General features: G+C 62.8%; 32 protein-coding genes. 20 read left to right on the top strand and 12 right to left on the bottom strand.

Annotation, left to right across the window (positions count from 1 at the left end):
- The first annotated feature begins 358 nt into the window (after window positions 1-358).
- Entirely contained in the window at window positions 359-571 is a 213-nt protein-coding gene (locus ABMA32_RS12670; protein WP_121581102.1) for a cold-shock protein, read from the top strand.
- Window positions 572-753: 182 nt separating this feature from the next.
- The gene (locus ABMA32_RS12675) at window positions 754-1,173 is read left to right on the top strand and encodes a BA14K family protein (protein ID WP_349014119.1); all 420 of its coding nucleotides are present in this window, start codon (window positions 754-756) and stop codon (window positions 1,171-1,173) included.
- Window positions 1,174-1,200: 27 nt separating this feature from the next.
- Here the strand turns inward: ABMA32_RS12675 and ABMA32_RS12680 are convergent, their stop codons facing one another.
- The gene (locus ABMA32_RS12680) at window positions 1,201-1,842 is read right to left on the bottom strand and encodes an MBL fold metallo-hydrolase (RefSeq protein WP_349014120.1); all 642 of its coding nucleotides are present in this window, start codon (window positions 1,840-1,842) and stop codon (window positions 1,201-1,203) included.
- A 150-nt stretch (window positions 1,843-1,992) separates the two neighbouring features.
- Here ABMA32_RS12680 and ABMA32_RS12685 point away from each other — a divergent pair, with 150 nt between their 5' ends.
- Window positions 1,993-2,682, top strand: coding sequence for an outer membrane protein (locus tag ABMA32_RS12685; RefSeq protein WP_349014121.1), 690 nt, complete (start codon window positions 1,993-1,995; stop codon window positions 2,680-2,682).
- A gap of 54 nt (window positions 2,683-2,736) precedes the next feature.
- On the opposite strand, the gene ABMA32_RS12690 is transcribed toward ABMA32_RS12685, so the two are convergent.
- Both ABMA32_RS12690 and ABMA32_RS12695 read right to left on the bottom strand, forming a co-directional pair.
- Window positions 2,737-3,051 carry a hypothetical protein gene (locus tag ABMA32_RS12690; protein WP_349014730.1) on the bottom strand — a complete coding sequence of 105 codons (315 nt, stop codon included), beginning with the start codon at window positions 3,049-3,051 and terminating at the stop codon, window positions 2,737-2,739.
- A 141-nt stretch (window positions 3,052-3,192) separates the two neighbouring features.
- On the bottom strand, window positions 3,193-4,083 hold the full coding sequence (locus ABMA32_RS12695; protein ID WP_349014122.1) for a branched-chain amino acid aminotransferase: 891 nt from the start codon (window positions 4,081-4,083) through the stop codon (window positions 3,193-3,195).
- A 247-nt stretch (window positions 4,084-4,330) separates the two neighbouring features.
- Here ABMA32_RS12695 and ABMA32_RS12700 point away from each other — a divergent pair, with 247 nt between their 5' ends.
- Together ABMA32_RS12700 and ABMA32_RS12705 are read left to right on the top strand one after the other, a co-directional pair.
- On the top strand, window positions 4,331-4,870 hold the full coding sequence (locus ABMA32_RS12700; RefSeq protein WP_349014123.1) for a MarR family winged helix-turn-helix transcriptional regulator: 540 nt from the start codon (window positions 4,331-4,333) through the stop codon (window positions 4,868-4,870).
- Window positions 4,857-5,576: a response regulator gene (locus tag ABMA32_RS12705; RefSeq protein WP_349014124.1), complete on the top strand. Its 720-nt coding sequence runs from the start codon at window positions 4,857-4,859 to the stop codon at window positions 5,574-5,576. The genes ABMA32_RS12700 and ABMA32_RS12705 overlap by 14 nt, the downstream gene beginning before the upstream one ends.
- A gap of 6 nt (window positions 5,577-5,582) precedes the next feature.
- On the opposite strand, the gene cls is transcribed toward ABMA32_RS12705, so the two are convergent.
- On the bottom strand, window positions 5,583-7,022 hold the full coding sequence (gene cls / locus ABMA32_RS12710; protein WP_349014125.1) for a cardiolipin synthase: 1,440 nt from the start codon (window positions 7,020-7,022) through the stop codon (window positions 5,583-5,585).
- A 344-nt stretch (window positions 7,023-7,366) separates the two neighbouring features.
- Here cls and ABMA32_RS12715 point away from each other — a divergent pair, with 344 nt between their 5' ends.
- The 4 genes from ABMA32_RS12715 (at window position 7,367) to ABMA32_RS12730 (ending at window position 10,515) form a co-directional block, all read left to right on the top strand.
- Window positions 7,367-8,707, top strand: a complete 1,341-nt coding sequence (locus ABMA32_RS12715) for an ATP-binding protein (protein WP_349014731.1) — start codon at window positions 7,367-7,369, stop codon at window positions 8,705-8,707.
- A 76-nt stretch (window positions 8,708-8,783) separates the two neighbouring features.
- Complete coding sequence (locus ABMA32_RS12720) at window positions 8,784-9,062, top strand: CopG family ribbon-helix-helix protein (protein ID WP_349014126.1); 279 nt, start codon at window positions 8,784-8,786, stop codon at window positions 9,060-9,062.
- A complete protein-coding gene (locus ABMA32_RS12725) occupies window positions 9,050-9,346 on the top strand; it encodes a type II toxin-antitoxin system RelE/ParE family toxin (RefSeq protein ID WP_349014127.1) in 297 nt (98 codons plus the stop codon). Before ABMA32_RS12720 ends, ABMA32_RS12725 begins: the two co-directional genes overlap by 13 nt.
- Window positions 9,347-9,507: 161 nt before the next feature.
- Window positions 9,508-10,515 carry a glycosyltransferase family 4 protein gene (locus ABMA32_RS12730; protein ID WP_349014732.1) on the top strand — a complete coding sequence of 336 codons (1,008 nt, stop codon included), beginning with the start codon at window positions 9,508-9,510 and terminating at the stop codon, window positions 10,513-10,515.
- Here the strand turns inward: ABMA32_RS12730 and ABMA32_RS12735 are convergent.
- From ABMA32_RS12735 to ABMA32_RS12745, 3 genes are all read right to left on the bottom strand, one after another.
- A complete protein-coding gene (locus ABMA32_RS12735) occupies window positions 10,512-10,871 on the bottom strand; it encodes a tRNA-binding protein (protein ID WP_349014128.1) in 360 nt (119 codons plus the stop codon). The genes ABMA32_RS12730 and ABMA32_RS12735 overlap by 4 nt on opposite strands.
- A 6-nt stretch (window positions 10,872-10,877) precedes the next feature.
- Window positions 10,878-11,378, bottom strand: coding sequence for a type III secretion system chaperone family protein (locus ABMA32_RS12740; protein ID WP_292766650.1), 501 nt, complete (start codon window positions 11,376-11,378; stop codon window positions 10,878-10,880).
- Between the two features lie 319 nt (window positions 11,379-11,697).
- A complete protein-coding gene (locus ABMA32_RS12745) occupies window positions 11,698-12,012 on the bottom strand; it encodes an accessory factor UbiK family protein (RefSeq protein ID WP_349014129.1) in 315 nt (104 codons plus the stop codon).
- A gap of 151 nt (window positions 12,013-12,163) precedes the next feature.
- On the opposite strand from ABMA32_RS12745, the gene lgt reads away from it, so the two are divergent.
- Entirely contained in the window at window positions 12,164-13,015 is an 852-nt protein-coding gene (lgt, locus tag ABMA32_RS12750) for a prolipoprotein diacylglyceryl transferase (protein WP_425475541.1), read from the top strand.
- Window positions 13,012-14,094 (top strand): class I SAM-dependent methyltransferase, encoded by a 1,083-nt coding sequence (locus ABMA32_RS12755; RefSeq protein WP_349014131.1) that lies wholly within the window; start codon window positions 13,012-13,014, stop codon window positions 14,092-14,094. Before lgt ends, ABMA32_RS12755 begins: the two co-directional genes overlap by 4 nt.
- A 19-nt stretch (window positions 14,095-14,113) precedes the next feature.
- Here the strand turns inward: ABMA32_RS12755 and ABMA32_RS12760 are convergent, their stop codons facing one another.
- Complete coding sequence (locus ABMA32_RS12760; RefSeq protein ID WP_349014132.1) at window positions 14,114-15,217, bottom strand: hypothetical protein; 1,104 nt, start codon at window positions 15,215-15,217, stop codon at window positions 14,114-14,116.
- On the opposite strand from ABMA32_RS12760, the gene pgeF reads away from it, so the two are divergent.
- The 9 genes from pgeF to ychF all read left to right on the top strand — a co-directional run bounded on the left by pgeF (window position 15,150) and on the right by ychF (window position 22,232).
- Window positions 15,150-15,944 (top strand): peptidoglycan editing factor PgeF, encoded by a 795-nt coding sequence (gene pgeF / locus ABMA32_RS12765; protein WP_349014133.1) that lies wholly within the window; start codon window positions 15,150-15,152, stop codon window positions 15,942-15,944. The two genes, ABMA32_RS12760 and pgeF, sit on opposite strands and share 68 nt — an antisense overlap.
- On the top strand, window positions 15,944-17,095 hold the full coding sequence (locus ABMA32_RS12770) for a M24 family metallopeptidase (protein ID WP_349014134.1): 1,152 nt from the start codon (window positions 15,944-15,946) through the stop codon (window positions 17,093-17,095). Before pgeF ends, ABMA32_RS12770 begins: the two co-directional genes overlap by 1 nt.
- 51 nt (window positions 17,096-17,146) lie before the next feature.
- A complete protein-coding gene (locus ABMA32_RS12775) occupies window positions 17,147-17,716 on the top strand; it encodes a hypothetical protein (protein ID WP_349014135.1) in 570 nt (189 codons plus the stop codon).
- 123 nt (window positions 17,717-17,839) lie between these two features.
- A complete protein-coding gene (locus ABMA32_RS12780) occupies window positions 17,840-18,775 on the top strand; it encodes a ribose-phosphate pyrophosphokinase (protein WP_349014136.1) in 936 nt (311 codons plus the stop codon).
- Between the two features lie 192 nt (window positions 18,776-18,967).
- Window positions 18,968-19,600: a 50S ribosomal protein L25/general stress protein Ctc gene (locus ABMA32_RS12785; protein WP_349014137.1), complete on the top strand. Its 633-nt coding sequence runs from the start codon at window positions 18,968-18,970 to the stop codon at window positions 19,598-19,600.
- A 24-nt stretch (window positions 19,601-19,624) separates the two neighbouring features.
- The gene (gene pth, locus ABMA32_RS12790) at window positions 19,625-20,353 is read left to right on the top strand and encodes an aminoacyl-tRNA hydrolase (RefSeq protein ID WP_349014138.1); all 729 of its coding nucleotides are present in this window, start codon (window positions 19,625-19,627) and stop codon (window positions 20,351-20,353) included.
- Window positions 20,354-20,451: 98 nt separating this feature from the next.
- Window positions 20,452-20,682 (top strand): hypothetical protein, encoded by a 231-nt coding sequence (locus ABMA32_RS12795; RefSeq protein ID WP_349014139.1) that lies wholly within the window; start codon window positions 20,452-20,454, stop codon window positions 20,680-20,682.
- Window positions 20,660-21,118, top strand: coding sequence for a PIN domain-containing protein (locus tag ABMA32_RS12800; protein ID WP_349014140.1), 459 nt, complete (start codon window positions 20,660-20,662; stop codon window positions 21,116-21,118). The genes ABMA32_RS12795 and ABMA32_RS12800 overlap by 23 nt, the downstream gene beginning before the upstream one ends.
- Window positions 21,119-21,128: 10 nt before the next feature.
- Window positions 21,129-22,232 carry a redox-regulated ATPase YchF gene (gene ychF / locus ABMA32_RS12805; protein ID WP_349014141.1) on the top strand — a complete coding sequence of 368 codons (1,104 nt, stop codon included), beginning with the start codon at window positions 21,129-21,131 and terminating at the stop codon, window positions 22,230-22,232.
- Between the two features lie 14 nt (window positions 22,233-22,246).
- Here the strand turns inward: ychF and ABMA32_RS12810 are convergent, their stop codons facing one another.
- The 4 genes from ABMA32_RS12810 to ABMA32_RS12825 all read right to left on the bottom strand — a co-directional run bounded on the left by ABMA32_RS12810 (window position 22,247) and on the right by ABMA32_RS12825 (window position 26,059).
- Window positions 22,247-23,266 carry a zinc-binding alcohol dehydrogenase family protein gene (locus tag ABMA32_RS12810; protein ID WP_349014142.1) on the bottom strand — a complete coding sequence of 340 codons (1,020 nt, stop codon included), beginning with the start codon at window positions 23,264-23,266 and terminating at the stop codon, window positions 22,247-22,249.
- 105 nt (window positions 23,267-23,371) lie between these two features.
- A complete protein-coding gene (locus tag ABMA32_RS12815) occupies window positions 23,372-24,271 on the bottom strand; it encodes a sugar ABC transporter substrate-binding protein (protein WP_425475542.1) in 900 nt (299 codons plus the stop codon).
- Between the two features lie 94 nt (window positions 24,272-24,365).
- Entirely contained in the window at window positions 24,366-25,127 is a 762-nt protein-coding gene (locus ABMA32_RS12820) for an ATP-binding cassette domain-containing protein (protein ID WP_349014144.1), read from the bottom strand.
- Window positions 25,124-26,059 carry an ABC transporter permease gene (locus ABMA32_RS12825; protein ID WP_425475543.1) on the bottom strand — a complete coding sequence of 312 codons (936 nt, stop codon included), beginning with the start codon at window positions 26,057-26,059 and terminating at the stop codon, window positions 25,124-25,126. Before ABMA32_RS12825 ends, ABMA32_RS12820 begins: the two co-directional genes overlap by 4 nt.
- Window positions 26,060-26,128 lie beyond the last annotated feature (69 nt).

The raw sequence follows: 26,128 nt of genomic DNA on the forward strand, positions 1-26,128 counted from the left end.
TTGGTTGGCCGACTAAGCGATAATCTGCCCGGCCCAGCCATCGGGAAACAGGCTGGATAGTCACGCGAGACTGTAAGATTACTTCAACTTACGTAGGGTTTACGTAGCTTTGCAGGCAGTTTGGAATAAGTTTCCACTTGCCCGTGGCCCAAAAATAAACCAACATTTTAACTTCGGGCACTTTACCGGCCCGGAAATGGCAGGGGACTGCGCCCGCGACAAGGGGTACGGGCGTTCGCGAAACGAGGATCAATAGGTCCCGACGCGGGTATCTTGTCAGCTTCCTCCGGTGAAAGCCGAACCAGCCGGGATCGGGTTTCCCGCTGGCAAGCACGAAGATGGGATAGAGGAGTTTCCCATGCCGCAGACCGGCACAGTCAAGTTCTTCAACCACGCAAAGGGCTTCGGCTTCATCACGCCGGAAGGCGGGGAGAAGGACGTATTCGTCCATATTTCGGCGGTGCAGGCGTCGGGCCTGCCGGGACTGGAAGATGGACAGAAGGTCAGTTTCGACACCGAGCCGGACAAGCGCGGCAAAGGCCCGAAAGCGGTCAACCTGACCGTTCTCTGACTGGCGACGCCGTTTCGACGGCGCCAGACTGTCTTTTCGTCCGTGACCGAAGCGCCGCAACACGTGCGGCTCGCGTCTTGGTGCCATTGCCGGTCGTTCAGCCGGCATTCAGCTTGGTCTCCCTATCCTTCGACCATTGGCCGCGCCGTCCATGATCTGGCTGCGGTCCGAAGGAGACCAAGATGAACCGCATTCTCAAGACCGTCGTCCTGTCCGTCGCGGTCGCCGCCACCACCCTCGCCGCCTTGCCCGCCGCCAATGCCGGCGATCGCTACTGGCGTCACCATGGCGGCAACGATCGCTACTATTCGAAGAACAACAACGACCTGGCGGTCGCAGGCATTCTCGGGCTCGCCGCCGGCGCACTTGTCGTAGGCCTGGCTGCGCAGTCTCAACCTGAACCTATCTACGAAAACCCCTACCGCCAGCCGCGCCCGCGTCCGGTCCGCGACTATCCGCAGACCGTCTATTATGGCGGTAGCCTCGAACCGTGGAGCCGGGGCTGGTACGAATACTGCTCCGACCGCTACCGCAGCTTCGATCCGCAAAGCGGCACCTTCGTCGGCTATGACGGACGCGAACATTTCTGCGTCGCCAACTAGCCGAAGCTGTGTGGCGAAAGACTGCCGTCAGACGAGGAACGGATTGCTGCGCCGTTCCTCGCCGAACTGGCCGCCCGGGCCGTGGCCGCAGATGAAGCCTATATCGTCGCCGAGCGGCAACAGCTTTTCCTTGATCGAGCGGATCAGCGCGGCGTGATCGCCGCCCGGCAGGTCGGTTCGGCCGATCGAACCGCGAAAGAGCACGTCGCCGACATGCGCGAACTTCGCGGCACGATTGTAGAAGACCACATGGCCAGGGGCATGTCCGGGGCAGTGCAGCACCTCGAATTCGTGCCCCCCGAACGAAACCCTGTCGCCCTCGACGAGGCACCTGTCGGGCGTGCAGTTGCGCACGGCGTCGCCCACTCCGAACATCCTCGCCTGGTTCTCGATGTTTTCAAGTAGCTGCCTGTCCGCCTCGTGTGGGCCGATGATGTCGACGCCGAGCGCCTCCTTCAGTTCCATCGCCCCGCCGGCATGGTCGATATGGCCGTGGGTCAGCCAGATCGCACCGGCCTTGATGCCGTTCTGTTCGAGCGCCTCCAGAATCCTGTCGACGTCGCCGCCCGGATCGATCACGACGCCAGTCTTGTCATCCATGTCGAAGAGGATCGTGCAGTTCTGCTGGAACGCGGTGACCGGTACGATCCCGGCATTGAGCCTACCCAAATGAAATCCCTTTCTTGCTTATAATGTTCGCTTACCCCAAGCGGCCAACCGGATTGCCCGTCGCGCATGGCGAATGAAGTATAGTTAAGAGTCCTTTCACCCAAATCATCTTTATTTGCCAGAAATTGAATTGCAGGGAGCATGACCACCATGAAGAGAATTCTTATTTCGGCCGCTGCAGTCCTGCTTTCGGGCGCAGTCTACGCCGCCGACGCAATCGTCGCGCCCGACCTGCCGCCCGTGGTCGACCTGAAGCCGGCCTTCGACTGGACCGGCGGTTTCGTCGGTTTGCATGGCGGCTACAGCTGGGCTGACGCCACAGCCGGCTATGACGATCCGCTTTATGCTGCCTTGGGCGGTCCCCTGTCCATGGACCCAAGCGGTGGCTTCGGCGGCATCCAGGCCGGTTACAATTACCAGGCTTCGAACAACCTGGTGGTGGGCTTCGACGCGTCGTTGTCCTATGCCGACATCAGCGACTCGATCCCGGACGTGCTTGCCGGTTCCGGGACAATCGAATCCAACACCGATTTCGTCGGCACGCTCAGGGCACGCACCGGCTACGCGGCCGGCCAATTTCTGCCGTTCGTTTCCGGCGGCCTGGCCTTCGCCCGCTCCGAGGCATATTCCACGGACCTGGGCAGGGGCGACACCAAGACTCAGGTTGGCTGGACCGCCGGCGCGGGCCTCGAAGTCGGCATCAACGAGCGCTGGTCGGTGGTCGGCGAATATATGTACACCGACCTCGGCGAGGAAACGTGGTTCGAGGGCGAGGCCTTCTCGTCCACCAGCGATACGACGTCCAACGCCGCCCGCTTCGGCGTCAACATGCGCTTCTAGGCATTGAAACGGGCGGCCGCAAAGGTCGCCCGTCTCCGCCGCAACTGAAGGCGCTTACTTCTTCATCGCGCCCATGACCGCGCCGACGATTGCGGTCAGGATAGCACCACCGCCAGCACCGCCGACGATGTTCGGGATGTTGAGCGAACCGCCCAGCCCGCCCACAGCATCCGCCATCGCTGCGGGATCCATACCCGCGCCCATCAGGCTGTTGAGCAACGCGCCACCGGCGACACCGCCGATCGCGCCGCTCAAAATCTTCGGAAGCTGCGTCATTGCGGCCTGCTTCAGCACGGCGCCGACCGCCTGGCCGCCAATGATACCCGTGATGATCTGCACTACGATTGGAAGAAGACTTTCCATCCCTATTCCCTCCTCAGGACGCCGATCAATCGCGACTCGGCCCGCCCATCAGACCCCCAATACGACGAAAGTCAAATAGCGACTGCCGTAAACACAATCGCCCGCAAGCGCGGGCGATTGTCGTTCCAGGGTGTTGGAAGGCCGGTTTTACTCGGCTGCGAGGGCCCGCTTGGGCTGAACCTCGGCGGAATAATCGTTCATCAGCGTCTCGGCGATCGTGCCGACCGTGAACTTGTACGGGCCGATCTCGGAGACCGGGGTCACTTCGGCTGCGGTGCCGGTGAGGAAACACTGCTCGAAGCCCTCGAGCTCGTCCGGCATGATGGCCCGCTCGATCACCTCGTAGCCGCGGCGCTTGGCCAGATCAATCACTGTGCGGCGCGTGATGCCGTCAAGGAAGCAGTCCGGCTTCGGCGTGTGGATCTTGCCGTCCTTGACGAAGAACACGTTGGCGCCGGTCGCTTCCGCCACCTGGCCGCGCCAGTCGAACATCAGCGCATCAGCGTAACCCTTTGCTTCCGCGGCGTGCTTGGAGATCGTGCAGATCATGTACAGGCCGGCCGCCTTCGATTTCGACGGCGCGGTGCGCGGGTCGGGGCGGCGATACTCGGCGATGTCGAGCCGGATGCCCTTCAGCTTTTGCGCTGGGTCGAAATAGCTCGGCCACTGCCAGATGGCGATGGCGACGTTGATGCGGTTGTTCTGCGCCGACACGCCCATCTGCTCGCTGCCTCGGAAGGCGATCGGGCGGACATAGGCATCCTTGAAACCCTGCTTCTTGAGCAATTCGCGGCAGGCGTCGTCGATCGTCTCGACGCTGTAGGGTATCTTGAAGCCGAGGAGGCGCGCGGATTCGTGAAGCCGCTCGGTATGTTCCGTCAGCTTGAAGATCTCGCCGCCATAGGCGCGCTCGCCTTCGAATACCGCACTGGCATAGTGCAGGCCGTGAGTCAGCACGTGAATCTTGGCGTTCGCCCACTCCACGAATTCGCCGTTCATCCAGATGAATCCATCGAGTTTGTCGAAGGAAACGGTCATTGGGGTAACCTCCCGCGGGCCGGCGCCCACGTTATCGTTGATCTGTTGATATCAGCCGGGCAATAGCGTTGTTGCGAGGCTAAAGCTTGGCGGATTTGGAACGCGAAGGCAAATTCATGATATTCCGGTGAAGCCGGAGCAGACTTGCCTTTTCGTTCGCAATAATCCGAAAAGCTTGGCAAAAATTACCATCCGGCCAAAAATATGTCAATGGTACTGACGTATTTTGGCAACCACGAGAATCGACATGGCCGACGTCGCAGCCGCAAAACCGATCAGGACCGCCCTCACCAACGATGACGGCATCGATCTTACGATCATCGAACTGATGTTCTTCGCCTATCGCGACTTCACCTCCGACCCGGACAAGATTCTGGCAGAATATGGTTTCGGCCGTGCCCACCACCGGATCGTCCACTTCGTCAACCGGATGCCCGGCCTGACCGTGGCCGAATTGCTCGACGTGCTGAAGATCACCAAGCAGAGCCTTGCCCGTGTGTTGAAGCAGTTGATCGACACCGGCCACATCGTCCAGATCCAGGGACCGCGCGACCGCCGACAGCGCGAACTCTACCCAACCGCCAAGGGGCGTGCCCTGGCGCTCGCCTTGGCGCGGCCACAGTCGCGGCGTATCCAGGACGCATTGCTGGAGGCAGTCCCGGGGGACAGGGCGACCGTCGAGCGGTTTCTCAAGGCGCTCGTTAACCCCGAGCTCAGGCCGCAGATCGACAACCTGCCGGCCGACAGGGCCGGCAAAATCGTAGGACGGGACAATGGAGACGAGTGACAGGACGTCCGGCCCGGCAGCACCGGGCGACGATGCGCCTCACCTGCTGGTCGTCGACGACGACACGCGCATCCGCAATCTCCTCAAGCAGTACCTGTCCGAGAACGGCTTCCGGGTCACGGTGGCCGGCAACGCGGCCGAGGCCCGGCGCAAGCTGGATGGTCTCGACTTCGACCTGCTGATCGTGGACGTGATGATGCCGGGCGAGAACGGTGTCGAACTCACCCGCTCGCTCAGGCAGCAGAAGGATGTTCCCATCCTCATGCTGACGGCCTTGTCGGAAACTGACAGCCGCATCGCCGGGCTTGAAGCCGGCGCCGACGACTACCTGCCGAAGCCGTTCGATCCGCGTGAGCTTATCCTGCGCATCAACAACATCCTGCGACGCGGCGGTCCTGCCGCAACCCCGAAGGTCGAGCAACTCGTCTTCGGCCCCTACACCTTCCAGATCGCGCGCCGCGAGTTGAAGCGGGGCGGCGAGCCGTTGAAGCTGACCGACCGCGAGCAGGAAATCCTCGCCATCTTCGCCAGCCGCGCGGGCGAGACGATCCCGCGCCACGAACTGGTGGCCGGCGAGGCCGATGTCGGCGAACGCACCATCGACGTGCAGATCAACCGGCTGCGCCGCAAGATCGAGCGCGACCCGTCGAATCCGGTCTGGCTGCAGACCGTGCGCGGCGTCGGCTATCGGCTGAGCATCGAGTAGGCCGGCTCAGAACAGCGGGCCGAGGATCGCGACGGTGTTGTTCAACAGCCGGCGCGGCATGGACCAACGCGCCACCTCGCCGCGCGTCACCTCGCGCGACTGCTCCAGATAGCTCTTCTGGCGCGCCCGCATCGTCGCTGTCAGTTCGGGATCGTAGACGAGAATGTTGTTCTCGTAGTTGAGTTCGAGGCTGCGCCTGTCCATGTTGGCGGAACCGATCAGCATAACCTCGCCGTCTACTGTCAGCGACTTGGTGTGCAGCAAACCGGAGCCATACTCGTAAATCTTCACGCCAGCGGCGAGCAGGTCGGCATAGTAGCTGCGGCTCGCTGCCCCGACGATCCAGGAATCGTTGCGGGCCGGGAAGATGATCGTGGTGTCGACGCCACGATAGGCGCAGGCGCAGATGGCGGTCTGCAGCGCATCGTCGGGGATGTAGTAGGGCGTCGTGATGACGAGTTCGCGCCTTGCGGCGAAGACCAGCGACTGGAACACCTCCTGCATCGCTGAATAGCGCACGGTCGGGCCTGTGCCGATGACTTGCGCCGGCATCGAAGTTCCGTCAGTCGCGGCCGGAGATTTCAGAAGATCGCCGAGATCCTCCCTGACGCCGGCCATCCAGTCGCCGGCAAAGAGAAGCTGGTTCTGGTGCGCGATCGGCCCCTCGAAGCGCACCATTGCATCGACCCATGGCGCATAGCGCGGCTTTACGCGGAACTCAGGGTCGGCGCAGTTCTGGCTGCCGCAATAGGTGATCGTGCCGTCGATGACGACGATCTTGCGATGGTTGCGAAGGTCGATGCGACTGGTCATCAGCCGAAGGAAAGGGTTGCCGACCGCCAGCCCGCTCGCCACCTTGACGCCCGCTTGCCGCATGTCCTCCCAGTGATGCGAACGGACAAGCGTGCGCGAGCCGAGATCGTCCACCATGACCCGGCAGGTGACGCCGCGCGCGGCGGCGCGCTTCACCGCGTCGATGACCTTGCAGCCGTTGTTGTCGGCGAGCCAGATATAGAACAGCAGGTGTACATGGTCCTTCGCCGCATCGATGTCGGCAACCATGGCATTGATTGTCGCGTTGGAATCGGCAGGCAAATGGCCACTGTTGCCACCTATCGGCCCGAACCCGCTGACCGACTGCCCGAGCCGGAACAGGTTCCGGTAACGCTCGGGCACGATCTCCTCGTTGCCTTCCGTGTAGCGGGGGATTCGCGACAGCGCATCGCGAACGCGCGCCACCCGCCGCCGCCCGATATTCACCTCGCCCAGCAGCAGGTAGGCGATGATGCCGACTTCCGGCACCGCGCCGACCACCACAAGCCAGGCAATACGGGATGCAGGCGTGCGGTTCGGCCTGAGCAGGATGCGCGCCATGATGGCCAGCCTGATCGCAATGCTCACAATCGGATAGATGCTGAGCAACTCGTAGGTCAGTTCAGACGACATCCCCCCTCCGACGCGCGATAGTCGGCCCGCATTTGCGCATATTTCCCCGGTAAACGCACTATCGCCGGGGCCGATGGCAAGTCCAGTTCGGTCGCGTCGGCCAACGCGAGGTTCCCGAAGCGACTGACCTATCCTACAATGGCCGCAGGAGACACGGGCATTGGCCCAGGCTGCGCAGGCGGCCGCGACGGAAAACGATGGCAAGTACCGAGATCGAGAGCAGGAACCGGCCAAAGGGAGGCTTCACCGCCCTGCGCAAACGTGCCACGGACGCCGTATCCACTGCGTGGCGCGGGCTGTGGGCCGGCGTCTGGGCGCTCGTTCCCGAACCGCTTTCCAGCCGGATATCGGTACCATGGAACCGTTTCTGGCGACGGGTCGGCATCTATCTGCCGAAACGACTCTATACGCGCTCGCTGCTGATCGTCATCACGCCGATGATCCTGCTGCAGTCGGTGGTCACGCTCGTCTTCATGGAAAGACACTGGCAGACGGTGACCCAGCGCCTTTCACAGGCGACGACGCGCGACCTCGCCGCGATCATCGAGATGATCGAGACCTATCCCAACGACGACGACTACGCCAACGTCATCCGCATCGCGCAGGAGCGGCTGTCGATGAAGATCGACATCCTGCCGCCCGACCCCCTGCCACCGCCCGGTCGCAAGCCGTTCTTCTCCATCCTCGACCAGATCCTGTCTTCGGAAATCACGCGGCAGATCAACCGGCCGTTCTGGATCGACACCGTTGGAGACTCCCGCGTTCTCGAAATCCGTATCCAGCTTGAGGGCAAGGTTCTGCGGGCGTTCATTCTCCGCAATCAGGCCTATGCGTCCAACACGCATATCTTTCTGGTCTGGATGGTCGGCACTTCGCTTGTGCTGCTGATGATCGCGATCCCCTTCCTGCGCAACCAGATCAGACCGATCCTCAAGCTCGCGGAGGCGGCAGAAAGTTTCGGCAAGGGCCGCCCGATGCCGGAGGACTTCAAGCCGCGCGGCGCCGAGGAAGTACGCCGTGCCGGCCTTGCGTTCATCCAGATGCGCGAGCGCATCGAGCGCCAAATCGAACAGCGCACGGCCATGCTGTCGGGCGTCAGCCATGACCTGCGCACCATCCTGACCCGTTTCAAGTTGCAGCTGGCGCTGTCCGGCTCCAGGTCCGACTTCAAGGAGCTGAACCGCGACATCGACGACATGCAGTCGATGCTAGAAGGCTATCTCGAATTCGCCCGCGGCGAGGCGGCGGAGGACAAGGGTCGTCTCGATCTCGCTGCCTATCTCGACACGCTGGCGAAGGAGGCCAAGCTCAGGCAGCGCGAACTTTCGACCACCCTGGCCGGCGACCCCGATATCCAGGTCCGTCCGAAAGCCTTCGACCGGCTGCTGTCCAACGTGATCGGCAACGCGTTCCGCTACGCCGAGACGATCCGCGTCGAAGCCACCCACGCCAAGGGCTCGCTGATGGTGATCGTGGATGATGACGGGCCGGGCATTCCGGAAGAGGCCCGCGACGAGGTGTTCAAACCCTTCGTGCGGCTCGACGAGGCACGCAACCTCGATTCCAGCGGCACCGGACTCGGCCTGTCGATCGCCCGCGACATCGCCCGCAGTCACGGCGGCGAGATCACGCTTGCCGACAGCCCGATGGGTGGCCTGCGCGTGATCATCAGGGTTCCGGCCTGAGACAGCGGAGCTAGACAAGGGGAGACGAAGCGACTACGTATCTACAGGTAATACCTTTCACTGCGGAGGCCGCTTCATGGCAACGGCAACGTCGATCAAACTCGATGAAGATTTGAAGGGCCGCATCCAGCATCTGGCCGAGGCGCGCCGCCGCAGTGCGCACTGGATCATGCGCGAAGCCATCGCACAGTATGTCGAGCGCGAGGAACAGCGCGAAACCCTGCGGCAGGACACGCTGATGGCGTGGGAGGAATTTCAGGCAAACGGGCTTCATGCCACGGCCGATGAAGTCGACAGATGGCTCGCAACCTGGGGCACCGAGAACGAGCAACCGGCGCCTGAATGCCACAAGTAGTCTTCGCTCCGGCCGCAATCCGGGACTTGCATCGATTGCGCGGGTTCTTGCTGCCCAAAAATGCGCAAGCGGCGCGCCGAGCCGGTGAAGCGATCCGACAGGGGCTAAATGCACTTGGCCAATATCCACGCATGGGCCGAATGGTGGATGAACTCCCCGAAAACTATCGCGAATGGCTGATCGATTTCGGCGATAGCGGATACGTCGCCCGGTACCGGGTTGATGATGATGATGCAATCACGATCCTCGCGATCCGTCATCAGAAGGAGGCGGGCTACAAATAGACCTCCCTCACCGCTTCATGCGCCTGTCATGAAACGGTGGTCAAAGGCGCGTCATGCGTCACGCCAGAATCAGTGCACCCATCAGCGCGGATCCGAGATTGTTCGAACAGGCCGCTGACGGCCTTGCCGAAACGCGCTGGGACGGCCCCCGGCGCATCCTTATGGTCACCGATGCCTGGCGGCCTCAGGTCAACGGCGTCGTCCACACGCTGGAGCGGTTGACGGAGACGCTGAAGACATTCGGCGTCGAGGTGCGGTTCCTGACGCCCAACCTCTTTCGGACGCTGCCAATGCCGACCTATCCGGACATCAGGCTGGCGCTGACGACGCCCCGCCGGGTCCGCAAGCTGATCGAGGAAAGCGACGCGGATCACGTCCACATCGTCACAGAGGGCCCGCTCGGCCTCATGGCAAAACGCCATTGCATCTCCCAAAAGCAGCCCTTCACGACGAGCTACCACACCCGTTTTCCGGAATATGTCACGGCGCGGCTGCCGTTCGTGTCGGAGAACTGGACCTACAACTGGCTGAAGAAGTTCCACAATGCCGGCCATGGCACCATGGTCGCCACGCCCTCGATGGCGCGCGACCTCGAGGCGCGCGGCTTCACCAAGCTGCAGCCATGGACGCGCGGCGTCAACGTCGAGCACTTCACGCCCGACAAGCGCGGTGCGCTCGATTTTCCGCGGCCGATCTTCCTGTGCGTCGGCCGCGTCGCGGTTGAGAAGAACCTGCCAGCCTTCCTCGATCTCGACCTTCCGGGCAGCAAGGTGATCGTCGGTGAAGGGCCGGAACTCGAAAGACTGAAGGCAAAATACCCCGACGCCCATTTTCTGGGGCATCGTCCCAACAATGAACTGGCGCGCATCTATGCGTCGGCCGACGTCTTTGTTTTCCCGAGCCGTACGGACACGTTCGGCAACGTCATCATCGAGGCGCTGGCAAGCGGCACGCCGGTGGCAGGCTTTCCGGTGACTGGCCCGATCGACATCGTCGGCGACGGCTTTGGCGGCGTCGTGTCGGAGGACCTGCGGCTCGCCGCACTGACAGCGCTGGACGTCGACAGGTCGGCAGCGCGCGAGCGGGCCATGCGCTATACGTGGAAGGCCTGTGCGGAAATGTACATGGACAACGTCCGCGCCGCCCGGGCGTCCCTGCCTTCAGGCTAGAACAGCCCGCCGCCGTCGGGCACCTTGCGCTCGATCGCACCTAGCACCACATCGCCCGCTTCGTCCGGAAAGCCCAGCGTCAGCACTTCCGACATGAACGGGCCGATCTGGCGCGGTGCGAAATTGACGACTGCGAAGACCTGCCGGCCGACCAGCGTCTCCGGCGAGTAGTATTTCGTGATCTGCGCCGAGGACTTTTTCACGCCGATCGGCTCGCCGAAATCGATCTTCAGCTTGAAAGCAGGTTTCCGTGCCTCGGGGAAAGGCTCGGCCTCCACGATCGTACCCGCCCGGATATCGACCTTGTCGAAATCCGCAAAGCCGATCTCCGGCTTTCTCGCTTTTCCCTGAGACATCGCGGGTCAGGCGTTGCCGTGCGTCTCGAACAGGACGCTGGAAAGCGCGTCCTTCGCCGAGGTGCCCGACCAGACGACGAACTGGAAGGACTGGAAATAGCATTCGCAGGCCTCCAACGCCGACGACAGCAACACCTCCACCTGCGCGCTCGTCGGCTCGGCCCCACCAGCCAGAAGCAGCGACTGGCGGAACATGATCGCGCCTTCCTGTTCCCATAGATCGAAATGGCCGAACAGCATCTGCTCGTTGATCAGCGAGAGAAGCCGCATCACTTCGAGCGCGCGGTTCTCCGGCACCTTGATGTCGAAGGCGCAGGCGAGATGAAGCGCCTCGAAGTCCTCCATCCAGGAGAAGGAGACGTGATAGTCCGTCCAGCTTCCGGCGACCGAGATGGAGATTTCGTCATCCCCGGTCCGTTCGAACGCCCAGTCGTTGCTGTGGGCAACCTGCTCGATCACATCCACCGGATGAATTTCGCGGGCGATGTCGAGTTCGATCAATTCCATGCAAAATCTTCCTGTCGTTGCGGGAGCGCCCGGGCGCTCGGCCAGAGGCACACACGACGAACAATCTGTTTCTCGAACTCTGGCAGGCAGGACTAGCGACGCAACGGACCTTCTGCCGGACCCCATACCCGGCGCACGACCCGGTTCCGAATCATGCAACAAATTCAGTGTATTGATGCGGAGTCGCGTGAACAGCCCCTTTTTGGCGGGAAGTCACGCTGGGGTGTGGAAAGCCGTCACGGCAAAGATTCACGGCTGCGGATAAGCGATTCAGGACGCTAGGCTTTTCCGCGCCGGCCTTTGTGGAAAAGTTTAGGAATTATTTTTTCGAGCGGGGCTTCGACGAAGCGTCCGACGCGCCTGCAGCGGCATTTTCGCCGGTCAGTTCAGCCATTTTCGCTTCCAGCGCGACGATCCGCTCGGTCAGCGCCTTGTTCTCGGCGCGTGCCTTCACAGCCATTTCGCGAGCGGCCTCGAATTCCTCGCGCTGGACGACGTCCATCGAGTTCAGCACTTTTTCCGCCTGCGCCTTGAAGGCCGTCTCGACCTCGCGCCGCACGCCTTGGGCAGCGCCGGCCGCGTCCGTCATGAGCTTGGCGAATTCATCGAGAATGCGGTTCGGTCCGTTCGACATTGCAAATCTCCCTGGCGCTTTCCTTGACCTAGTGGCGTGGCGGCGCGAATGCAAGGTTGATAAGGCACTCGGCCCGCTGCCTTGACCCTGTCAAAACGCTGCAGCATGGTCCCCGCCGACCGAACAGGAGCCTCCCGTGATCGACCATCTGATGTTGCCCCTTGCGGTGCTGCCGTTCCCCGAGATCGACCCGGTGATCGTGCAGATCGGCCCGCTGGCCATCCACTGGTACGGACTGGGCTACGTCGTCGGCATCCTGTTTGCATGGTGGTATTCAAAGCGCATCGTCAGCAATCCGCGCCTCTGGCCGGCGGGCGTGACGCCGATGAAGCCGCAGGATATCGACGACTTTCTCGTCTGGGCGGCGATCGGCGTCGTCCTTGGCGGCCGCGTCGGCTACATCCTGTTCTACGATTTCGCTCGCTACCTCGCCAATCCGCTCGACATCTTCGCGGTCTGGCAGGGCGGCATGTCCTTCCATGGCGGTTTTGCCGGCGTCACAATCGCCATGATTCTCTTCGCGCGTTCGCGCGGCATCGGCATCTGGACGTTTTTCGATGTGATTTCGGCCGGGGTCCCCGTCGGCCTCGGACTGGTGCGTCTAACCAATTTCATCAATTCCGAACTCTGGGGGCGGCCTACGGACGTGCCGTGGGCCTTCGTCTTTCCGACCGGCGGGCCGGAGCCACGCCATCCGAGCCAGCTTTATGAGGCCGCGCTGGAGGGGCTCGTTCTCTTCCTCGTGCTGCGGCTGCTGACCCACACCTTCCTCAAGCTGAAGAACCCCGGCACGGTCGCCGGTGCGTTCCTCGCAGGCTATGCCTTTTCGCGCATCTTCGTTGAATTCTTCCGCGAGCCAGACGTCCAGATCGGCTATCTCGCCGGCGGCTGGCTGACCATGGGCATGGTGCTGTCGACGCCGATGGTGCTGTTCGGCCTTTGGGCGATCAACCGGGGACGTTCACAGGTGGCCCGCTCGCAGGTAGCGCGCTCTCCGGCATGAACCGTCTCGGCGAAAAGATCGCCCGCCTGATCCGCGCCGCCGGACCGATTTCGGTCGCCGACTACATGGCGATGTGCCTTTTCGATCCGGACGACGGCTACTATACGACGCGCGAGCCGTTCGGCGCGAAGGGCGACTTCATCACCGCGCCAGAAGTCAGCCAGATGTTCGGCGAACTCGTCGCCGTCTGGCTGGTGCAGGCGTGGGAGGCGATCGGCAGGCCGGCACAGGTCACGCTTGCCGAGATCGGGCCGGGCCGCGGCACGCTGATGAAGGACATCGTCCGCACGGTTGGGCGCATCGCTCCAGACCTCGCCGCCAACGCCACCTTCGGGCTCATCGAAGCCAGCCCGCGCCTGACCGAAGTCCAGCGGCAAACCGTCGGCCAAAGCGGCGTTTCGATCACATGGCACGCGACGCCGGCGACGTTGCGCGACCAGCCGCTGCTGATTGTTGGCAACGAGATATTCGACGCGCTCCCGTTCCGGCAGTTCGTCAAGGCGGACGCCAAGTGGCTGGAGCGGGCCATCGGCCTTGACCAACAGGGCCAATTCCACTTCGGGATCGGTGCCGCGACGCTTGGCAGCGATGCGCTTCCGTCGGAAGCGGCCTCAGCGCCGGACGGGAGCATTTTCGAGATTGCGCCACCGCGCGAGGCGCTGATGGCCGAAATCGTCGAGCGACTCGCCCGTTACGGCGGGGCGGGGATCTTCTTCGACTACGGCCATCTGGAGCCCGGTCTCGGAGATACCTTCCAGGCAGTGCGCAGGCATCGTAGCGAAGGCTTATTCGACAATCCCGGCCAAGCCGACCTCACGTCACATGTCGATTTCTCGGCGCTCGCCGATGTGGCTAGTGCACACGGCCTTGCCGCTCATACGACGACGCAGGGCGAATTCCTGCTCGGCATGGGACTGCTTGAAAGGGCAGGTCGTCTCGGACAGGACTCCGACGCGACCGGGCGCGAGCAGATTTCCGCCGATGTTGAGCGCCTTGCCGGACCGGATCAGATGGGCCGACTGTTCAAGGTCCTGAAAGTCCTCCCGCAAGGCGTAACCGATATTCCTGCTCGCCTTTGAGCCATTTCTTGGCCTGTGCTCACGGGGCAAGCAAGCGATCGGCGCGACCGCCAAGATAGGTGTCCCAGATGTGGTCGGACAACAACTTGCGGTAGTCACTCCGACTGAAGTTACCGAAATAGGAAGCGCCGCCGAGATGCAGGACGGCGTCGTCAAAAACTTCGTGCGTCGCTTCGATGCCAGCGAAGGAGAGTGTACAGTCCTGTCGCCGTGCCTCAAGGATATCTTCCGGCCCCAGATGCCGGAAAAGGGCGTTCCAGTTGCCGCCTCCCGTATCGAGCAGCCATTCTATTCTGTGCTTGAAATCAAGCGGCAACGCCTCCACCGATGAAAACCGGAAGAAACAATAGCCTGCCCACAGGGCCCATGGCGCGGTCCCAAGCGGCCTTTCTTCCGATCGGGCCAGCCCGTGGACAGATTTCCCTTCCATGAGCGAAGGTATGTCGATCGGCGCGATCGGCAGGCAGTCGTGATCGATATAGCCGAATACGGTCGGGCGGAGATGGCGGATCACGTTGTAGTGGACCCAGTTCATGGCGATGCCATGCGACCGATTTGGGCTCCATTCCGGATTAGGGGGCAGCGCGAGGTAGGGAATTCCCCTCGCATCGCAGATGGCCTTGATACTCTGGCGCGCCTTCTCGTCCAACGAATTGTCTGCAACCAGCAGAGTCATGCCGCTGGAATAGCGCAGCCACCCCGCCGTCAGGATGTCGATGACCCAGGGCGTGTTGAAAGCGATCGTGACGCAGAGCCCGTCTCTCGCACTTTGCGGGAGTTCTTGGGCAAACGCACGCCCCCTCTCGCTGTCACGAGCTCTGAACATCGCGTCGAGCATCCCGTTGCGAAAGTTCTTCGCGGCTCGAGACAGAGGATTCCGATTGAGAAAATTGACGACCGTTTTGACGGCGTGGCGATGCATGGACGATCCTGGGGCTATCGCCGGTTTTTGGCGGTATACGGCCTCGAAGATTGCCCGGCAAGTTATCGTACCCACGTCCGCAACGCAAAATCGCGCCTTGACGAAACGGTCGGTTGAGACAAAGAAGTCGGCAATGCTCACCCAGACCAGACCGGAACCGCTTCGTTCTCCTTTGCTCGACGGTATCGCCGACGCCGGCATCAGGCATGGCTATTTTACGCGCCCCGGCGGCGTCTCAGGTGGCCTCTATGGCAGCCTGAACACGGGCACCGGTTCGGCCGACAATCCCGACCATGTGCGCGAGAACCGACGGCGTGTCGCCGAGTGGATGGGCGTCGAGCCCGACCTTCTCCTGACCGCCTACCAGATCCATTCGCCTGACGTAATCGTTGCCCGCGAGCCGTTTTCCGGCGAAAGGCCGAAGGTCGACGCCATCGTCACCGACCGCCCGGGCATCGCCGTCGGGGCATCGTCGGCCGATTGCGGCCCGGTCCTTTTCGCCGACCCGCAGGCGCGCGTGATCGGGGCGGCCCATGCCGGCTGGAAGGGAGCCTTCACCGGCGTGCTGGAAAACACCATCGCCACGATGGAAAGCCTCGGCGCGCGGCGAGATAACATCGTCGCCGTGCTCGGCCCCTCCATCAGCGCGGCCAACTACGAGGTCGGGCCTGAATTCATCGAGCGCTTCGTCTCAGCAGACGCTGCCAATGATCGCTATTTCGCGCCATCGGGCAAGCCTGGCCACGCGCTGTTCGACCTCAACCGCTACACGGTCGACCGGCTGACGAAGGCGGGCGTCACCGCTGATGCGCTCTATCGCTGCACCTACGCGGAGGAAGACCTGTTTTTCTCCTACCGCCGCTCCACGCACCGGTCCGAACCGGACTACGGGCGGCATGTTTCTGCAATCGTCCTGGAGCGGATTTGATGGCTCTTCATTTTGATCGTTCGGAATTTGACGCGCGTCGCGACCGGCTGCTCATCGAGATGGCGGACAAGAAGCTCGACGCGATCCTGCTTTTCGCGCAGGAAAGCATGTACTGGCTGACCGGCTACGACACGTTCGGCTTCTGCTTCTTCCAGTCGCTGGTGGTGAAGTCCGACGGCTCCATGGTGCTTCTGACGCGCTCGGCCGACCTCAGGCAGGCCCGCCACACCTCGACGCTGGAAAACATCATCGTCTGGACCGACCGCGACGGGGCCAACCCCGCAGTCGACCTGCGCAACCTGCTGAACGATCTCGACCTTCTGGGAAAACGCATCGGCGTCGAATACGACACGCACGGGCTGACGGCCTATAACGGCCGCCGGCTGGACGAGCAGTTGCAGACCTTCGGCCAGATCGCCGACGCCTCCGGCATCGTCAGCCGCCTGCGCCTGTTCAAGAGCCCGGCAGAGGTCGCGAAGGCCGAACGCGCCGCGCAACTGGCCGACGAGGCGCTGGACGCCGCCCTCCCCCTTATCAAGAGCGGCGGCGACGAGTCGGCGATCCTGGCCGCCATGCAGGGCGCGATCTTTGCCGGCGGCGGCGACTATCCCGCCAACGAATTCATCATCGGCTCCGGCCCAGACGCCCTGCTCTGCCGCTACAAGGCCGGCCGCCGCAAGCTCGGCAAGAACGACCAGTTGACGCTGGAATGGGCCGGCGTTTTCCATCACTACCACGCCGCCATGATGCGCACGGTGCTGACAGGCAAGCCGTCCAAGCGCCATCTGGAACTGTTCGAGGCCTCGCGCGACGCCCTGCTTGCCGTCGAGAAGGCGATGATCCCTGGCAACACCTTCGGCGATGTGTTCGATGCCCACGCCCGCACGATGGAAGCGCACGGGCTGACCAAGCATCGCCTGAACGCCTGCGGCTATTCGCTCGGCGCGCGCTTCACGCCGTCCTGGATGGATATGCCCATGTTCTATCAGGGCAACCCGGAGCCGATCGCCCCCAACATGACGCTCTTCGCGCACATGATCATCATGGATTCCGAAACCGAGACCGCGATGACGCTGGGCCGCACCTACCTGACGACGGAATCCGAGCCGAAGCCGCTTTCACGCCATGATCTCGACTTGATCGTGCAGTGACGATAGGAAATTGCTTGGGCGGCTGGGTATTGCGTTGAGAGAACCAAGGGCATGAAGCGACTGCCGCTGCTCGCCATATCGTTGCTTGCCGTCCTCGCCGTCTCCGCCTGTTCGAGCACGCAGGACGTGCTTGAGCCGTCCGCGATCGCCGCGTCGCCGCCCGCGCCGGGCGTCCTCCAGTCCGAGACCCAGGGCAGCCTTCCCGTCCAGACGGCATCGACGAATCAATCGGCTGCCATCAATCCCGGCATAGCGTCGCGGACGCGGCTACGTTTCGACCCCATCGTCGGCGCCACCGCGGATGTTGCGGCCCCGCTCACCGCACGGCTGGCTGAGAGGACCCGCGCCAGCGGTATCGCGCTTGCCGGCAGCACCGACCCCTCCACCACGCATGTCCTGAAGGGCTATTTCTCAACCCTGACGGAAGGTGGCCAGACCACCGTGATCTACGTGTGGGACGTGTACGACACATCAGGCAACAGGCTTCACCGTATCAACGGGCAGCAAAAGGCGGCGGGACGGGGCGAAGGATGGGCGGCGGTCCCGCCCGCCACCATGCAGGCGATCGCCGATTCCACCATTGATCGGCTGACCACATGGATCGCCGGCAGCACCGGATAGAACACGCCTCGCGAAGGGGCCGAAACCGAATCTTTGTATTAATTCGCCTCAAGCGCTTGCATTGACGGCGCTTGCCGCTAAAAGCCCGATCATTATCCAGGCAACGCCGCCGAGACGCGCTTCATGAAACTTTTCGCGGGCAATTCGAACCGGGTTCTGGCCGAAGGCGTTGCGCGATATCTGAACATCCCGATCGGAAAGGCCAGCGTAAGGCGCTTCGCCGACCAGGAGATTTTCGTCGAAATCCAGGAAAACGTACGTGGCGAGGATGTCTTCATTCTCCAGTCCACCTCCTTCCCGACCAACGATCACCTGATGGAACTGCTCATCATGATCGACGCGTTCATGCGCTCCTCGGCGCGGCGCATCACGGCGGTCATCCCTTATTTCGGCTACGCCAGGCAGGACCGCCGGGCTTCAGGCCGCACGCCGATCTCCGCCAAGCTGGTCGCCAACATGATCGCTCGCGCCGGCGCCAACCGCGTGCTGACGCTCGACCTGCATGCCGGCCAGATCCAGGGTTTCTTCGATATCCCCACCGATAACCTGTTCTCGGTCCCGGTCATGTCGCGCGACATCAAGGCCAAGTACAAGCAGTTGAACAACGTCATGGTCGTCTCGCCTGATGTCGGCGGCGTGGTGCGCGCCCGCGCGCTTGCCAAGAGGCTCGACGCCCAGCTCGCCATCGTCGACAAGCGCCGCGAGCGTCCCGGTGAGTCCGAGGTGATGAACATCATCGGCGAGGTCGACGGCAAGGACTGCATCCTCATCGACGATATCGTGGATTCGGGTGGTACGCTCTGCAACGCGGCCGACGCGCTGCTCGCCAACGGCGCGACCAGCGTCACGGCCTACATCACCCACGGCGTCCTTTCGGGCGGCGCGGTGGCGCGCATTGCCGGCTCCAAGCTGCAGGAATTGGTCATCACCGACTCCATCCAGCCCACCTCGGGCGTCGATGCCGCGCCCAACATCCGCGTCGTCTCCATCGCCGACCTGATCGGCGAGGCCATCTCGCGCACAGCCACCGAGGAATCGGTCTCCAGCCTGTTCGACTAAGCCGTGCCGCTCAAACCGGCGGCTTTCTACCAGCCTTGCACCCTCCGCCGCCTTCCGCTATAGGACCGCCACCCGCGTAGACACCCTTGGAGGCAACGCGGATGAGGGCCGCGAATTTCGCGGCTTTCGACATTTTCAGGCTCTTGCATCGGCAAGACCCGAAAATGCTCCAGCAACGCAAAAGGAAAAGCCATGAGCACCACTTACGAGCTCAAGGCCGATGCGCGCGAACAGGTCGGTAAGGGGTCCGCCCGTGCAGTTCGCCGTAATGGCCAGATACCAGCCGTCATCTACGGCGACAAGCAGCCTCCCCTGGCGATCGCCCTGTCGTGGAAGGACGTCTATTACAAGATTCACGGCGGTGGATTCCTGACCACGGTCGCCACGATCGACGTCGGCGGCAAGAAGATCCAGGTCCTGCCGAAGGACTTCCAGCTCGATCCGGTCAGCGACAGCCCTCTGCATGTCGACTTCCTCCGGGTCGGCAAGAACACCGAAGTCAACGTCAACGTGCCTGTTCACTTCATCAACGAAGACAAGTCGCCCGGCATCAAGCGCGGCGGCGTGCTGAACATCGTGCGTCACGAGGTCGAGTTCCACTGCCCGGCCAACGCGATCCCGGAATTCATCACGCTCGATCTGGAAGGCACCGACATCGGTGACTCGCTTCATATCTCGGCGGTCAAGCTGCCCGCGGGCGTGAAGCCGGTCATCGCTGATCGTGACTTCACCATCGCAACGATCGCCGGCTCCTCGGCCATGAAGTCCGAGGAAGACGCTGCGGCCGCTCCGGCAGCCGCGGCCCCGGCCGAAGAGAAGAAGTAATTTCGGGCCCGGAGGGCCGCACAGATGCTGCTTTTTGCAGGTCTCGGCAATCCGGGCGCGAAATATCGGAACAACCGGCACAATGTCGGCTTCATGGCGGCGGACGCAATTGCCCGCCGCCATTCCTTTTCCCCCTGGGCGAAGAAATTCCAGGCCGAGATCGCCGAAGGCAGGATCGGCGGCGAGAAGGTCCTGCTGATCAAGCCACAGACCTTCATGAATCTGTCCGGACAGTCGGTCGGCGAGGCGCTTCGCTTCTACAAGCTCGAACCGTCGGCCGTGACGGTCCTCTACGACGAGATCGAACTTCCGGCCGGCAAGGTCCGGGTCAAAACCGGTGGCGGCTCCGCCGGCCACAACGGTATCCGCTCGCTCGACCAGCATCTCGGCAAGGACTATCGCCGCGTGCGCATCGGCGTCGGCCATCCCGGTGCGAAGGAGATGGTACACGGCCACGTGCTCGGCGATTTTTCGACCTCCGACCGCGAATGGCTGGACGTCCTGCTCGACGCCATCGCTGACAATGCCGACATGGTTGCCAAAGGTGACGACAATGGCTTCATGAACAAGGTGACGCTGACGCTGCGCGACAAGCTTCAGCCGACCAGCGACGACGACCGCCCTTCTCCGAAGGAACCGAAAGCCAAGGGCCAGAGCCATATCAGGCAGGCGCGCCAGCAACAGCCAGCGGTCAAGATTCCCGAAAGCGGCCCCATGGCCGCCATGCTGAAGAAGCTGCTTGGCAAGGACTGAGCACGACGCAGCTTGAATTCCGGCTTGCCGTCCACTAAATCACGAAAACACGAACTTCGTGTTTCCGTGAGAACGATATGAAGAATGTCACGATTTCCATGGACGACGAGCTTTACCGCGTAACGCGCATCGACGCGGCGCGTGCTGGAAAAAGCATGTCCAAACACATCGCCGACAGGTTGCGTAGCAGCGAAGCGTTGGCCGAAGAGGAAGTCGAGGCTCGCAAGCTTAGGCTTGAGGCGCTGAGGCGAGTCTTTGACGGGCCCAAGCTTCCCATTTCCGAAAACGGCCGGATGCCGACCGCGGATGAGCGCAATGCCCGCCGCTAGGGTCTTCATCGACAGCAACACGTTCCTTTACACATTTGACGAATTCGAGGCGGACAAGCGACGGGTCGCCCAGAACTGGCTGATCGCCCTCGCAGACCACGATGAGGGAGTGACCAACCTTCAGGCGCTGAATGAAGTCGCAAGCGTTTCGACGCGGAAACGATCGAGATTTGGTAGGGATGACCCATTTGTCCGAATCGATGCGTTTTCGATCTTCGGATCATCGCCGGTCACCCTTGCTACTTCGATTTCCGCGAGGCGCTATTTTTCAGAGTTCCACTACTCCTGGTGGGACTGCCTCCTGGTCGCTTCCGCCCTCGAACTTGGCTGCACTCACTTCCTCTCCGAGGATTTGCAGGACGGACAAGTGATCGACACCTTGACGATCGTCGATCCTTTCGCCCATAGCCCTGAGCAAATTCTGATCTCCCGATAGGACCACCACCATGGGTTTCAAATGCGGCATCGTTGGGCTGCCCAACGTTGGCAAGTCGACGCTTTTCAACGCGCTGACGCGCACGGCCGCCGCGCAGGCCGCAAACTATCCCTTCTGCACGATAGAGCCGAACACGGGCGAGGTCGCGGTTCCCGATCCGCGCATGCAGAAGATCGCGGAGATCGCCGGCTCGAAGGAAATCATTCCGACCCGCATCTCCTTCGTCGATATCGCCGGCCTCGTGCGCGGCGCCTCGAAGGGCGAAGGGCTGGGCAACCAGTTCCTGGCCAACATCCGCGAGGTCGACGCCATCGTGCATGTGCTGCGCTGCTTCGAGGATGACGACATCACCCATGTCGAGGGGCGCATCGATCCCGTCGCAGACGCGGACACGGTCGAGACGGAGCTGATGCTGTCCGACCTCGAAAGCCTGGAACGGCGCATCGTCAACATCCGCAAGCGGGCACAGGCGAAGGACAAGGAATCCATGACGGTCCTGCCCGTCATGGAACAGGCGCTGGCGCTGCTGCAGGAGGGCAAGCCTGCGCGTGTCTTGCTCAAGGGCATCGCGGCGGAAGACCTGCGGATCCTGCAGGGTTTGAACCTGCTCACCGCCCACCCCGTTCTCTATGTCTGCAACGTCGCGGAGAAGGACGCCGCCACCGGCAACGAGCACACGAAGGCCGTCGACAAGATGGCCGCGGCGCAGGGCGCGAGCACCGTCGTCATCTCGGCGGCGATCGAGGCCGAGGTGGCGCAGCTTCCCGATGACGAGGAAATGGAGTTCTTGGCGTCGATGGGGCTGGAAGAACCCGGCTTGGACAAGCTCATCCGCGCCGGCTACGAGCTTCTCCACCTCATCACCTATTTCACCGCCGGTCCGAAGGAGACGCGGGCGTGGACGATCGTCAAGGGCACCAAGGCTCCGCAAGCAGCCGGCGTTATCCACACCGACTTCGAACGCGGCTTCATCCGCGCCCAGACCATCGCCTACAACGACTTCGTCACCATTGGCGGCGAAGTCGCGGCGAAGGAAGCGGGCAAGGCGCGCGACGAAGGCAAGGAATATATCGTCCAGGACGGCGACATCTTGCTCTTCAAATTCAACACCTGAACAACCGGAGGTCGTCAGGCGATCTCAATGATCGCCTTGATCAGCCCGGTCTTCTGCGTCGCCCATCGCGGCAGGTCGTCGACCGCGCCGGCAAGGTCCGTGCGGTGCGTGATCAGCCTGTCGACGGCCGCCGAGCCGTCCTTGATCGCGGCGACGACGGTCTCGAAATCCTGCGCGGTCGCGTTGCGGCTGCCGAGAAGCGTCATTTCCTTGCGATGGAAATCCGGGTCCATGAAGGTGATCGGTTCTTTGACGACACTGACCAGCACATAGCGTCCGCCATGCGCGACATGGTCGAAGCCCTGTTCCATCGCGCGCGGGCTGCCAGTCGCGTCGAAGACCACGTCATAGCCTTCGTTCGCGGCAAAGGCGGCCATGGCCGCAAGGCCTGTTTCGTCACCGGTAAATGCCTGCACGCCGACGATCCCGGCCGCCGCCTGCGCGCGCTCGGCTTCGCGATCCAGAACAGCAACCATACCGCCGGCGCGCTTGGCAAAGATCGCAACACCGAGCCCGATCGGACCGCCGCCCACCACCAGCACGCGGTCACCCGGCCCAACACCGCCGCGCCGCACCGCATGCGCGCCGATGGCCAGGAACTCGACGGCCGCGCACTGGTCCAGCGTCAGCCCATCGGCGGCGATCAGGTTGCCCGGCGGAAGGCTGAGCAGGTTGCCCATGCCGCCATCCTGATGCACGCCGAGCACTGAAATCCTGACGCAGCAGTTGGGCTTGCCGCGCCGGCAGGCGATGCAATGGCCACAGGAAAGATAAGGGTTCACAGCGAAGATCTGGCCGGGCCGAATGTCCGAGCCAGCGGGTGCCTCGACCACTTCCACGCCGAGTTCGTGGCCCATCACGCGCGGATACTGCAGGAACGGATGCTTTCCCTCATAGATATGATAGTCCGTGCCGCAGATGCCTACCCTTCGGGGCCGCACCAGCACATGCGACGGATCGAGGCGTGCGGCATGCCGCTTTTCCAGCCGCAGCTTTCCCGGTTCGACGCATACGAGGGCTTCAAAGGAATGCACGCCTGATCCTTCTTTCTGGCAAAGGCCGCCCAGGCTTTCATGAGACCAGGCCTTCATGAGAACAGATGGGGCCGACTCTGAACCGGCCCCATCTGCATGTTCGTCTTAATTGAATTCGGCCATGTTGTCCTTGGTGACAAGTGCCGCACCGGAATCGATCAGCGACTCGACCTTTTCGCCCTTGATCGCCTTCACCAGCGCGTCGACGCCAAGCGAAGCCATCTTGGTCGGGAACTGTGCGACGGTCGCGTTCTCGATGCCCGCCTCAAGCGCCTCGGCCTCGCCGCAGCAGTAATCGAAGCCGACAAGAATGACCTTGCCAGCCTTGCCGGCGTTCTTGATCGCCTGCGCAGCACCCGCGGCCGGCGGCCCGCAGGCCGCGTAGATGGCTTTCAGGTCGGGGTTGGCGGTGAGGATGTCCTCGGCGACGCTGATGCCCTTTTCCTCGGTGCAGTCGGTGGCGCCCTGCCCGACAATCTTCACGTCGACGCCTGCAAGCCCCTCCTGCATACCCTTGACGCGGTCATCCAGTGACGGAACGCCCGGCACGCCTTCAAGGATGCCCAGCGTGTCGCCGCTCTTCAGCACGCTCTTCAGATAGCCGCCAGCGATCTTGCCAGCGGCGAAGTTATCGGTGGTGGCCAGCGCGGTGCGGCCTTCCCAGCCCGGGATGTTGTTGTCCATCAGCACGACCTTGACGCCGGCGGCGACCGCCTTGTCGAGAGCCGCCGCCACAGTTGGATCGACCGGTGTGATGGCTATACCCTGCACGCCCTGCGTCACCATCGACTCGATATGGGCGATCTGCCCCTCGATGTCGGTGGCCGACGTCCCTTGGCCGAACACGAGCTCGATGCCCGGATTGGCCGCTGCGTACTCCTTCGCCGCATTCTCCATGGTGGCGAAGAACGGCACCGGGAACTTGGTTATGAAGCCGATCTTCACGGCGTCGGCCGCTGATGCGGGCATTGCTGTCGCCAAGGCGAAAGCCGCTCCCGCGAACATGTGGAAAAACTTCACTGCGCTCCTCCCTCTCTGTTGCGGATCGCTCCCCTTGAGCGATCTTCCTTCCGTCTTCCTCCCTGGATGACGAAACCCTTCAAGCCTCCGCGCCGACGATCAGCGACACCAGTTCCTGCTGGTTCGCTCGCTCGGGCTTCAGCTCACCGACCTTGTTGCCCTGGCGAAGCACTACCGCCCGGTCGGCCAGTTCGATGACATGTTCCATGTTGTGCGTGATGAGGATCACTGCATTGCCCTCGTCGCGAAGCTGGTGGACGAGGTCGAGAACCTTGCGCGACTCCCGCAACCCCAGCGCCGCGGTTGGCTCGTCGAGGATCACGACGTTGCGCGCGAAAACGGTCGCGCGGGCAACGGCGATCGCCTGGCGTTGACCGCCGGACATCAGCGCCACCGGCGCGTCGAATTTCGGCAGCTTGACCTTGAGCCTGTCGATGACGGAAGCGGCTTCCCGATCCATCGCACGCTTGTTGAGGAACCGAAGCGCTCGCGGCAGCCAGATGGGGAAAGAAATCTCCCGGCCGCAATAGAAGTTCTGCGCGGGCGTCAGATTGTCGAACAGGGCGAGATCCTGGTAGACCGTCTCGATCCCCGCGCGGCGCGCCTGCGCCGGCGTCGACAGCGCAACGACCTCGCCATCGAGCAGGATCTCGCCCTCGTCCAGCGTATGCACACCGCTGATGCAGCGAACCAGCGTCGACTTGCCGGCGCCATTGTCGCCGAGAAGCGCCATCACCTGCCCCCCGTAAGCGTCGAGGCTGACGCCCTTCAGCGCATGCACCGCGCCGAACCGCTTGTGCGCGTCGCGAACGGACAAAGCCGGGGTTGCCGCAGTGCTCATTGGGCCCTCGCCGCCTGGCTGCGGGCGCGGCCCTCCAGATAGCTGCGCAGCACGTCGGCCTCCACGGCGACCACAATGATCACGCCGATGGCGATCATCTGGTAGAACACGCCGACATTGAGCAGGTTCAGCGCATTGCGGATGACGCCGATCATCAGCGCGCCGATCAGTGCGTGGCCGATATGGCCGCGACCGCCGAGGAAGCTCGCGCCGCCGATAATGACGGCCGCGATCGTGTCGAGTTCGAGAAGCGTGCCGTAGAGCGGCGAACTGGCCCCCGTTCGGCCCGACAGGACCACCGCGCCGATGCCTGCGCAAAGACCGGCGAACGCATAGGTCGAGACCAGGACCCATTTGACCGCAATGCCCATCTCGACGGCGGCCTTCGGATTTCCGCCGACGGCATAGGTCCAGCGCCCCCAGACCATGGACTTGGTCATCACCAGCACGATCAGCGCCATGCCAAGGACGACGTAGAAGGAATTGGGAATGCCCAGCGCCGACGTCTCGCCAAGGAACAGCACGGCGTCGGGCATGCCGCGCATGGTGGTGTTGTTGATCGACAGCTGTAGCGCCAGCCCGCGACAGATGCTGAGCGTCGCCAGCGTTATGATGAAGGGATGCGGCAGGCGTCCGAACACGAAGACGACGCCGTTGACGAGACCCACCGCCGTGCCGGCGACCAGCATCGCCATGATGACCATGAAGCCGGAACCGTCAGTGGCTCGGAAGATGAGTCCTCCCATCACGGTCGCAAGCGCAAGGTTAGCGCCGACCGAAAGGTCGATGCCGCGCGTGAGGATGACCAGTTGCTGCCCCATCGCCACGATGGCGATGACCGCGGTCTGCGCGAGGATGTTGCTGAGATTGCCGGGCTTCAGGAAATTCGGCGTCAGCACGCTGAACACCACCACTAGCACGGCAAGGATCAGCAAGGGACCAAAGTTGAGCAGCCTCAGCCCGAGAGCGACCGGCGAAGCGCTTGCCTGCGCACGACCCGC

This window comes from Mesorhizobium quangtriensis (assembly GCF_040081925.1).
GTDB lineage: Bacteria > Pseudomonadota > Alphaproteobacteria > Rhizobiales > Rhizobiaceae > Mesorhizobium_K > Mesorhizobium_K quangtriensis.

What these genes read in the sequence shown, in the direction of transcription:
- ABMA32_RS12755 (WP_349014131.1), top strand. Translation starts at nt 13,012, where the DNA reads ATGAACCGTCTCGGCGAAAAGATCGCCCGCCTGATCCGCGCCGCCGGA.
- ABMA32_RS12730 (WP_349014732.1), top strand. Translation starts at nt 9,508, where the DNA reads ATGGTCACCGATGCCTGGCGGCCTCAGGTCAACGGCGTCGTCCACACG.
- ABMA32_RS12685 (WP_349014121.1), top strand. Translation starts at nt 1,993, where the DNA reads ATGAAGAGAATTCTTATTTCGGCCGCTGCAGTCCTGCTTTCGGGCGCA.
- ABMA32_RS12740 (WP_292766650.1), bottom strand. Translation starts at nt 11,378, where the DNA reads ATGGAATTGATCGAACTCGACATCGCCCGCGAAATTCATCCGGTGGAT.
- ABMA32_RS12700 (WP_349014123.1), top strand. Translation starts at nt 4,331, where the DNA reads ATGGCCGACGTCGCAGCCGCAAAACCGATCAGGACCGCCCTCACCAAC.
- ABMA32_RS12815 (WP_425475542.1), bottom strand. Translation starts at nt 24,271, where the DNA reads ATGTTCGCGGGAGCGGCTTTCGCCTTGGCGACAGCAATGCCCGCATCA.
- ABMA32_RS12780 (WP_349014136.1), top strand. Translation starts at nt 17,840, where the DNA reads ATGAAACTTTTCGCGGGCAATTCGAACCGGGTTCTGGCCGAAGGCGTT.
- ABMA32_RS12745 (WP_349014129.1), bottom strand. Translation starts at nt 12,012, where the DNA reads ATGTCGAACGGACCGAACCGCATTCTCGATGAATTCGCCAAGCTCATG.
- ABMA32_RS12820 (WP_349014144.1), bottom strand. Translation starts at nt 25,127, where the DNA reads ATGAGCACTGCGGCAACCCCGGCTTTGTCCGTTCGCGACGCGCACAAG.
- ABMA32_RS12695 (WP_349014122.1), bottom strand. Translation starts at nt 4,083, where the DNA reads ATGACCGTTTCCTTCGACAAACTCGATGGATTCATCTGGATGAACGGC.
- ABMA32_RS12795 (WP_349014139.1), top strand. Translation starts at nt 20,452, where the DNA reads ATGGACGACGAGCTTTACCGCGTAACGCGCATCGACGCGGCGCGTGCT.
- pgeF (WP_349014133.1), top strand. Translation starts at nt 15,150, where the DNA reads ATGCTCACCCAGACCAGACCGGAACCGCTTCGTTCTCCTTTGCTCGAC.
- lgt (WP_425475541.1), top strand. Translation starts at nt 12,164, where the DNA reads ATGTTGCCCCTTGCGGTGCTGCCGTTCCCCGAGATCGACCCGGTGATC.
- ABMA32_RS12720 (WP_349014126.1), top strand. Translation starts at nt 8,784, where the DNA reads ATGGCAACGGCAACGTCGATCAAACTCGATGAAGATTTGAAGGGCCGC.
- ABMA32_RS12735 (WP_349014128.1), bottom strand. Translation starts at nt 10,871, where the DNA reads ATGTCTCAGGGAAAAGCGAGAAAGCCGGAGATCGGCTTTGCGGATTTC.
- ABMA32_RS12675 (WP_349014119.1), top strand. Translation starts at nt 754, where the DNA reads ATGAACCGCATTCTCAAGACCGTCGTCCTGTCCGTCGCGGTCGCCGCC.
- pth (WP_349014138.1), top strand. Translation starts at nt 19,625, where the DNA reads ATGCTGCTTTTTGCAGGTCTCGGCAATCCGGGCGCGAAATATCGGAAC.
- ABMA32_RS12670 (WP_121581102.1), top strand. Translation starts at nt 359, where the DNA reads ATGCCGCAGACCGGCACAGTCAAGTTCTTCAACCACGCAAAGGGCTTC.
- ychF (WP_349014141.1), top strand. Translation starts at nt 21,129, where the DNA reads ATGGGTTTCAAATGCGGCATCGTTGGGCTGCCCAACGTTGGCAAGTCG.
- ABMA32_RS12705 (WP_349014124.1), top strand. Translation starts at nt 4,857, where the DNA reads ATGGAGACGAGTGACAGGACGTCCGGCCCGGCAGCACCGGGCGACGAT.
- ABMA32_RS12775 (WP_349014135.1), top strand. Translation starts at nt 17,147, where the DNA reads ATGAAGCGACTGCCGCTGCTCGCCATATCGTTGCTTGCCGTCCTCGCC.
- ABMA32_RS12785 (WP_349014137.1), top strand. Translation starts at nt 18,968, where the DNA reads ATGAGCACCACTTACGAGCTCAAGGCCGATGCGCGCGAACAGGTCGGT.
- ABMA32_RS12760 (WP_349014132.1), bottom strand. Translation starts at nt 15,217, where the DNA reads ATGCCGGCGTCGGCGATACCGTCGAGCAAAGGAGAACGAAGCGGTTCC.
- ABMA32_RS12800 (WP_349014140.1), top strand. Translation starts at nt 20,660, where the DNA reads ATGAGCGCAATGCCCGCCGCTAGGGTCTTCATCGACAGCAACACGTTC.
- ABMA32_RS12770 (WP_349014134.1), top strand. Translation starts at nt 15,944, where the DNA reads ATGGCTCTTCATTTTGATCGTTCGGAATTTGACGCGCGTCGCGACCGG.
- ABMA32_RS12725 (WP_349014127.1), top strand. Translation starts at nt 9,050, where the DNA reads ATGCCACAAGTAGTCTTCGCTCCGGCCGCAATCCGGGACTTGCATCGA.
- cls (WP_349014125.1), bottom strand. Translation starts at nt 7,022, where the DNA reads ATGTCGTCTGAACTGACCTACGAGTTGCTCAGCATCTATCCGATTGTG.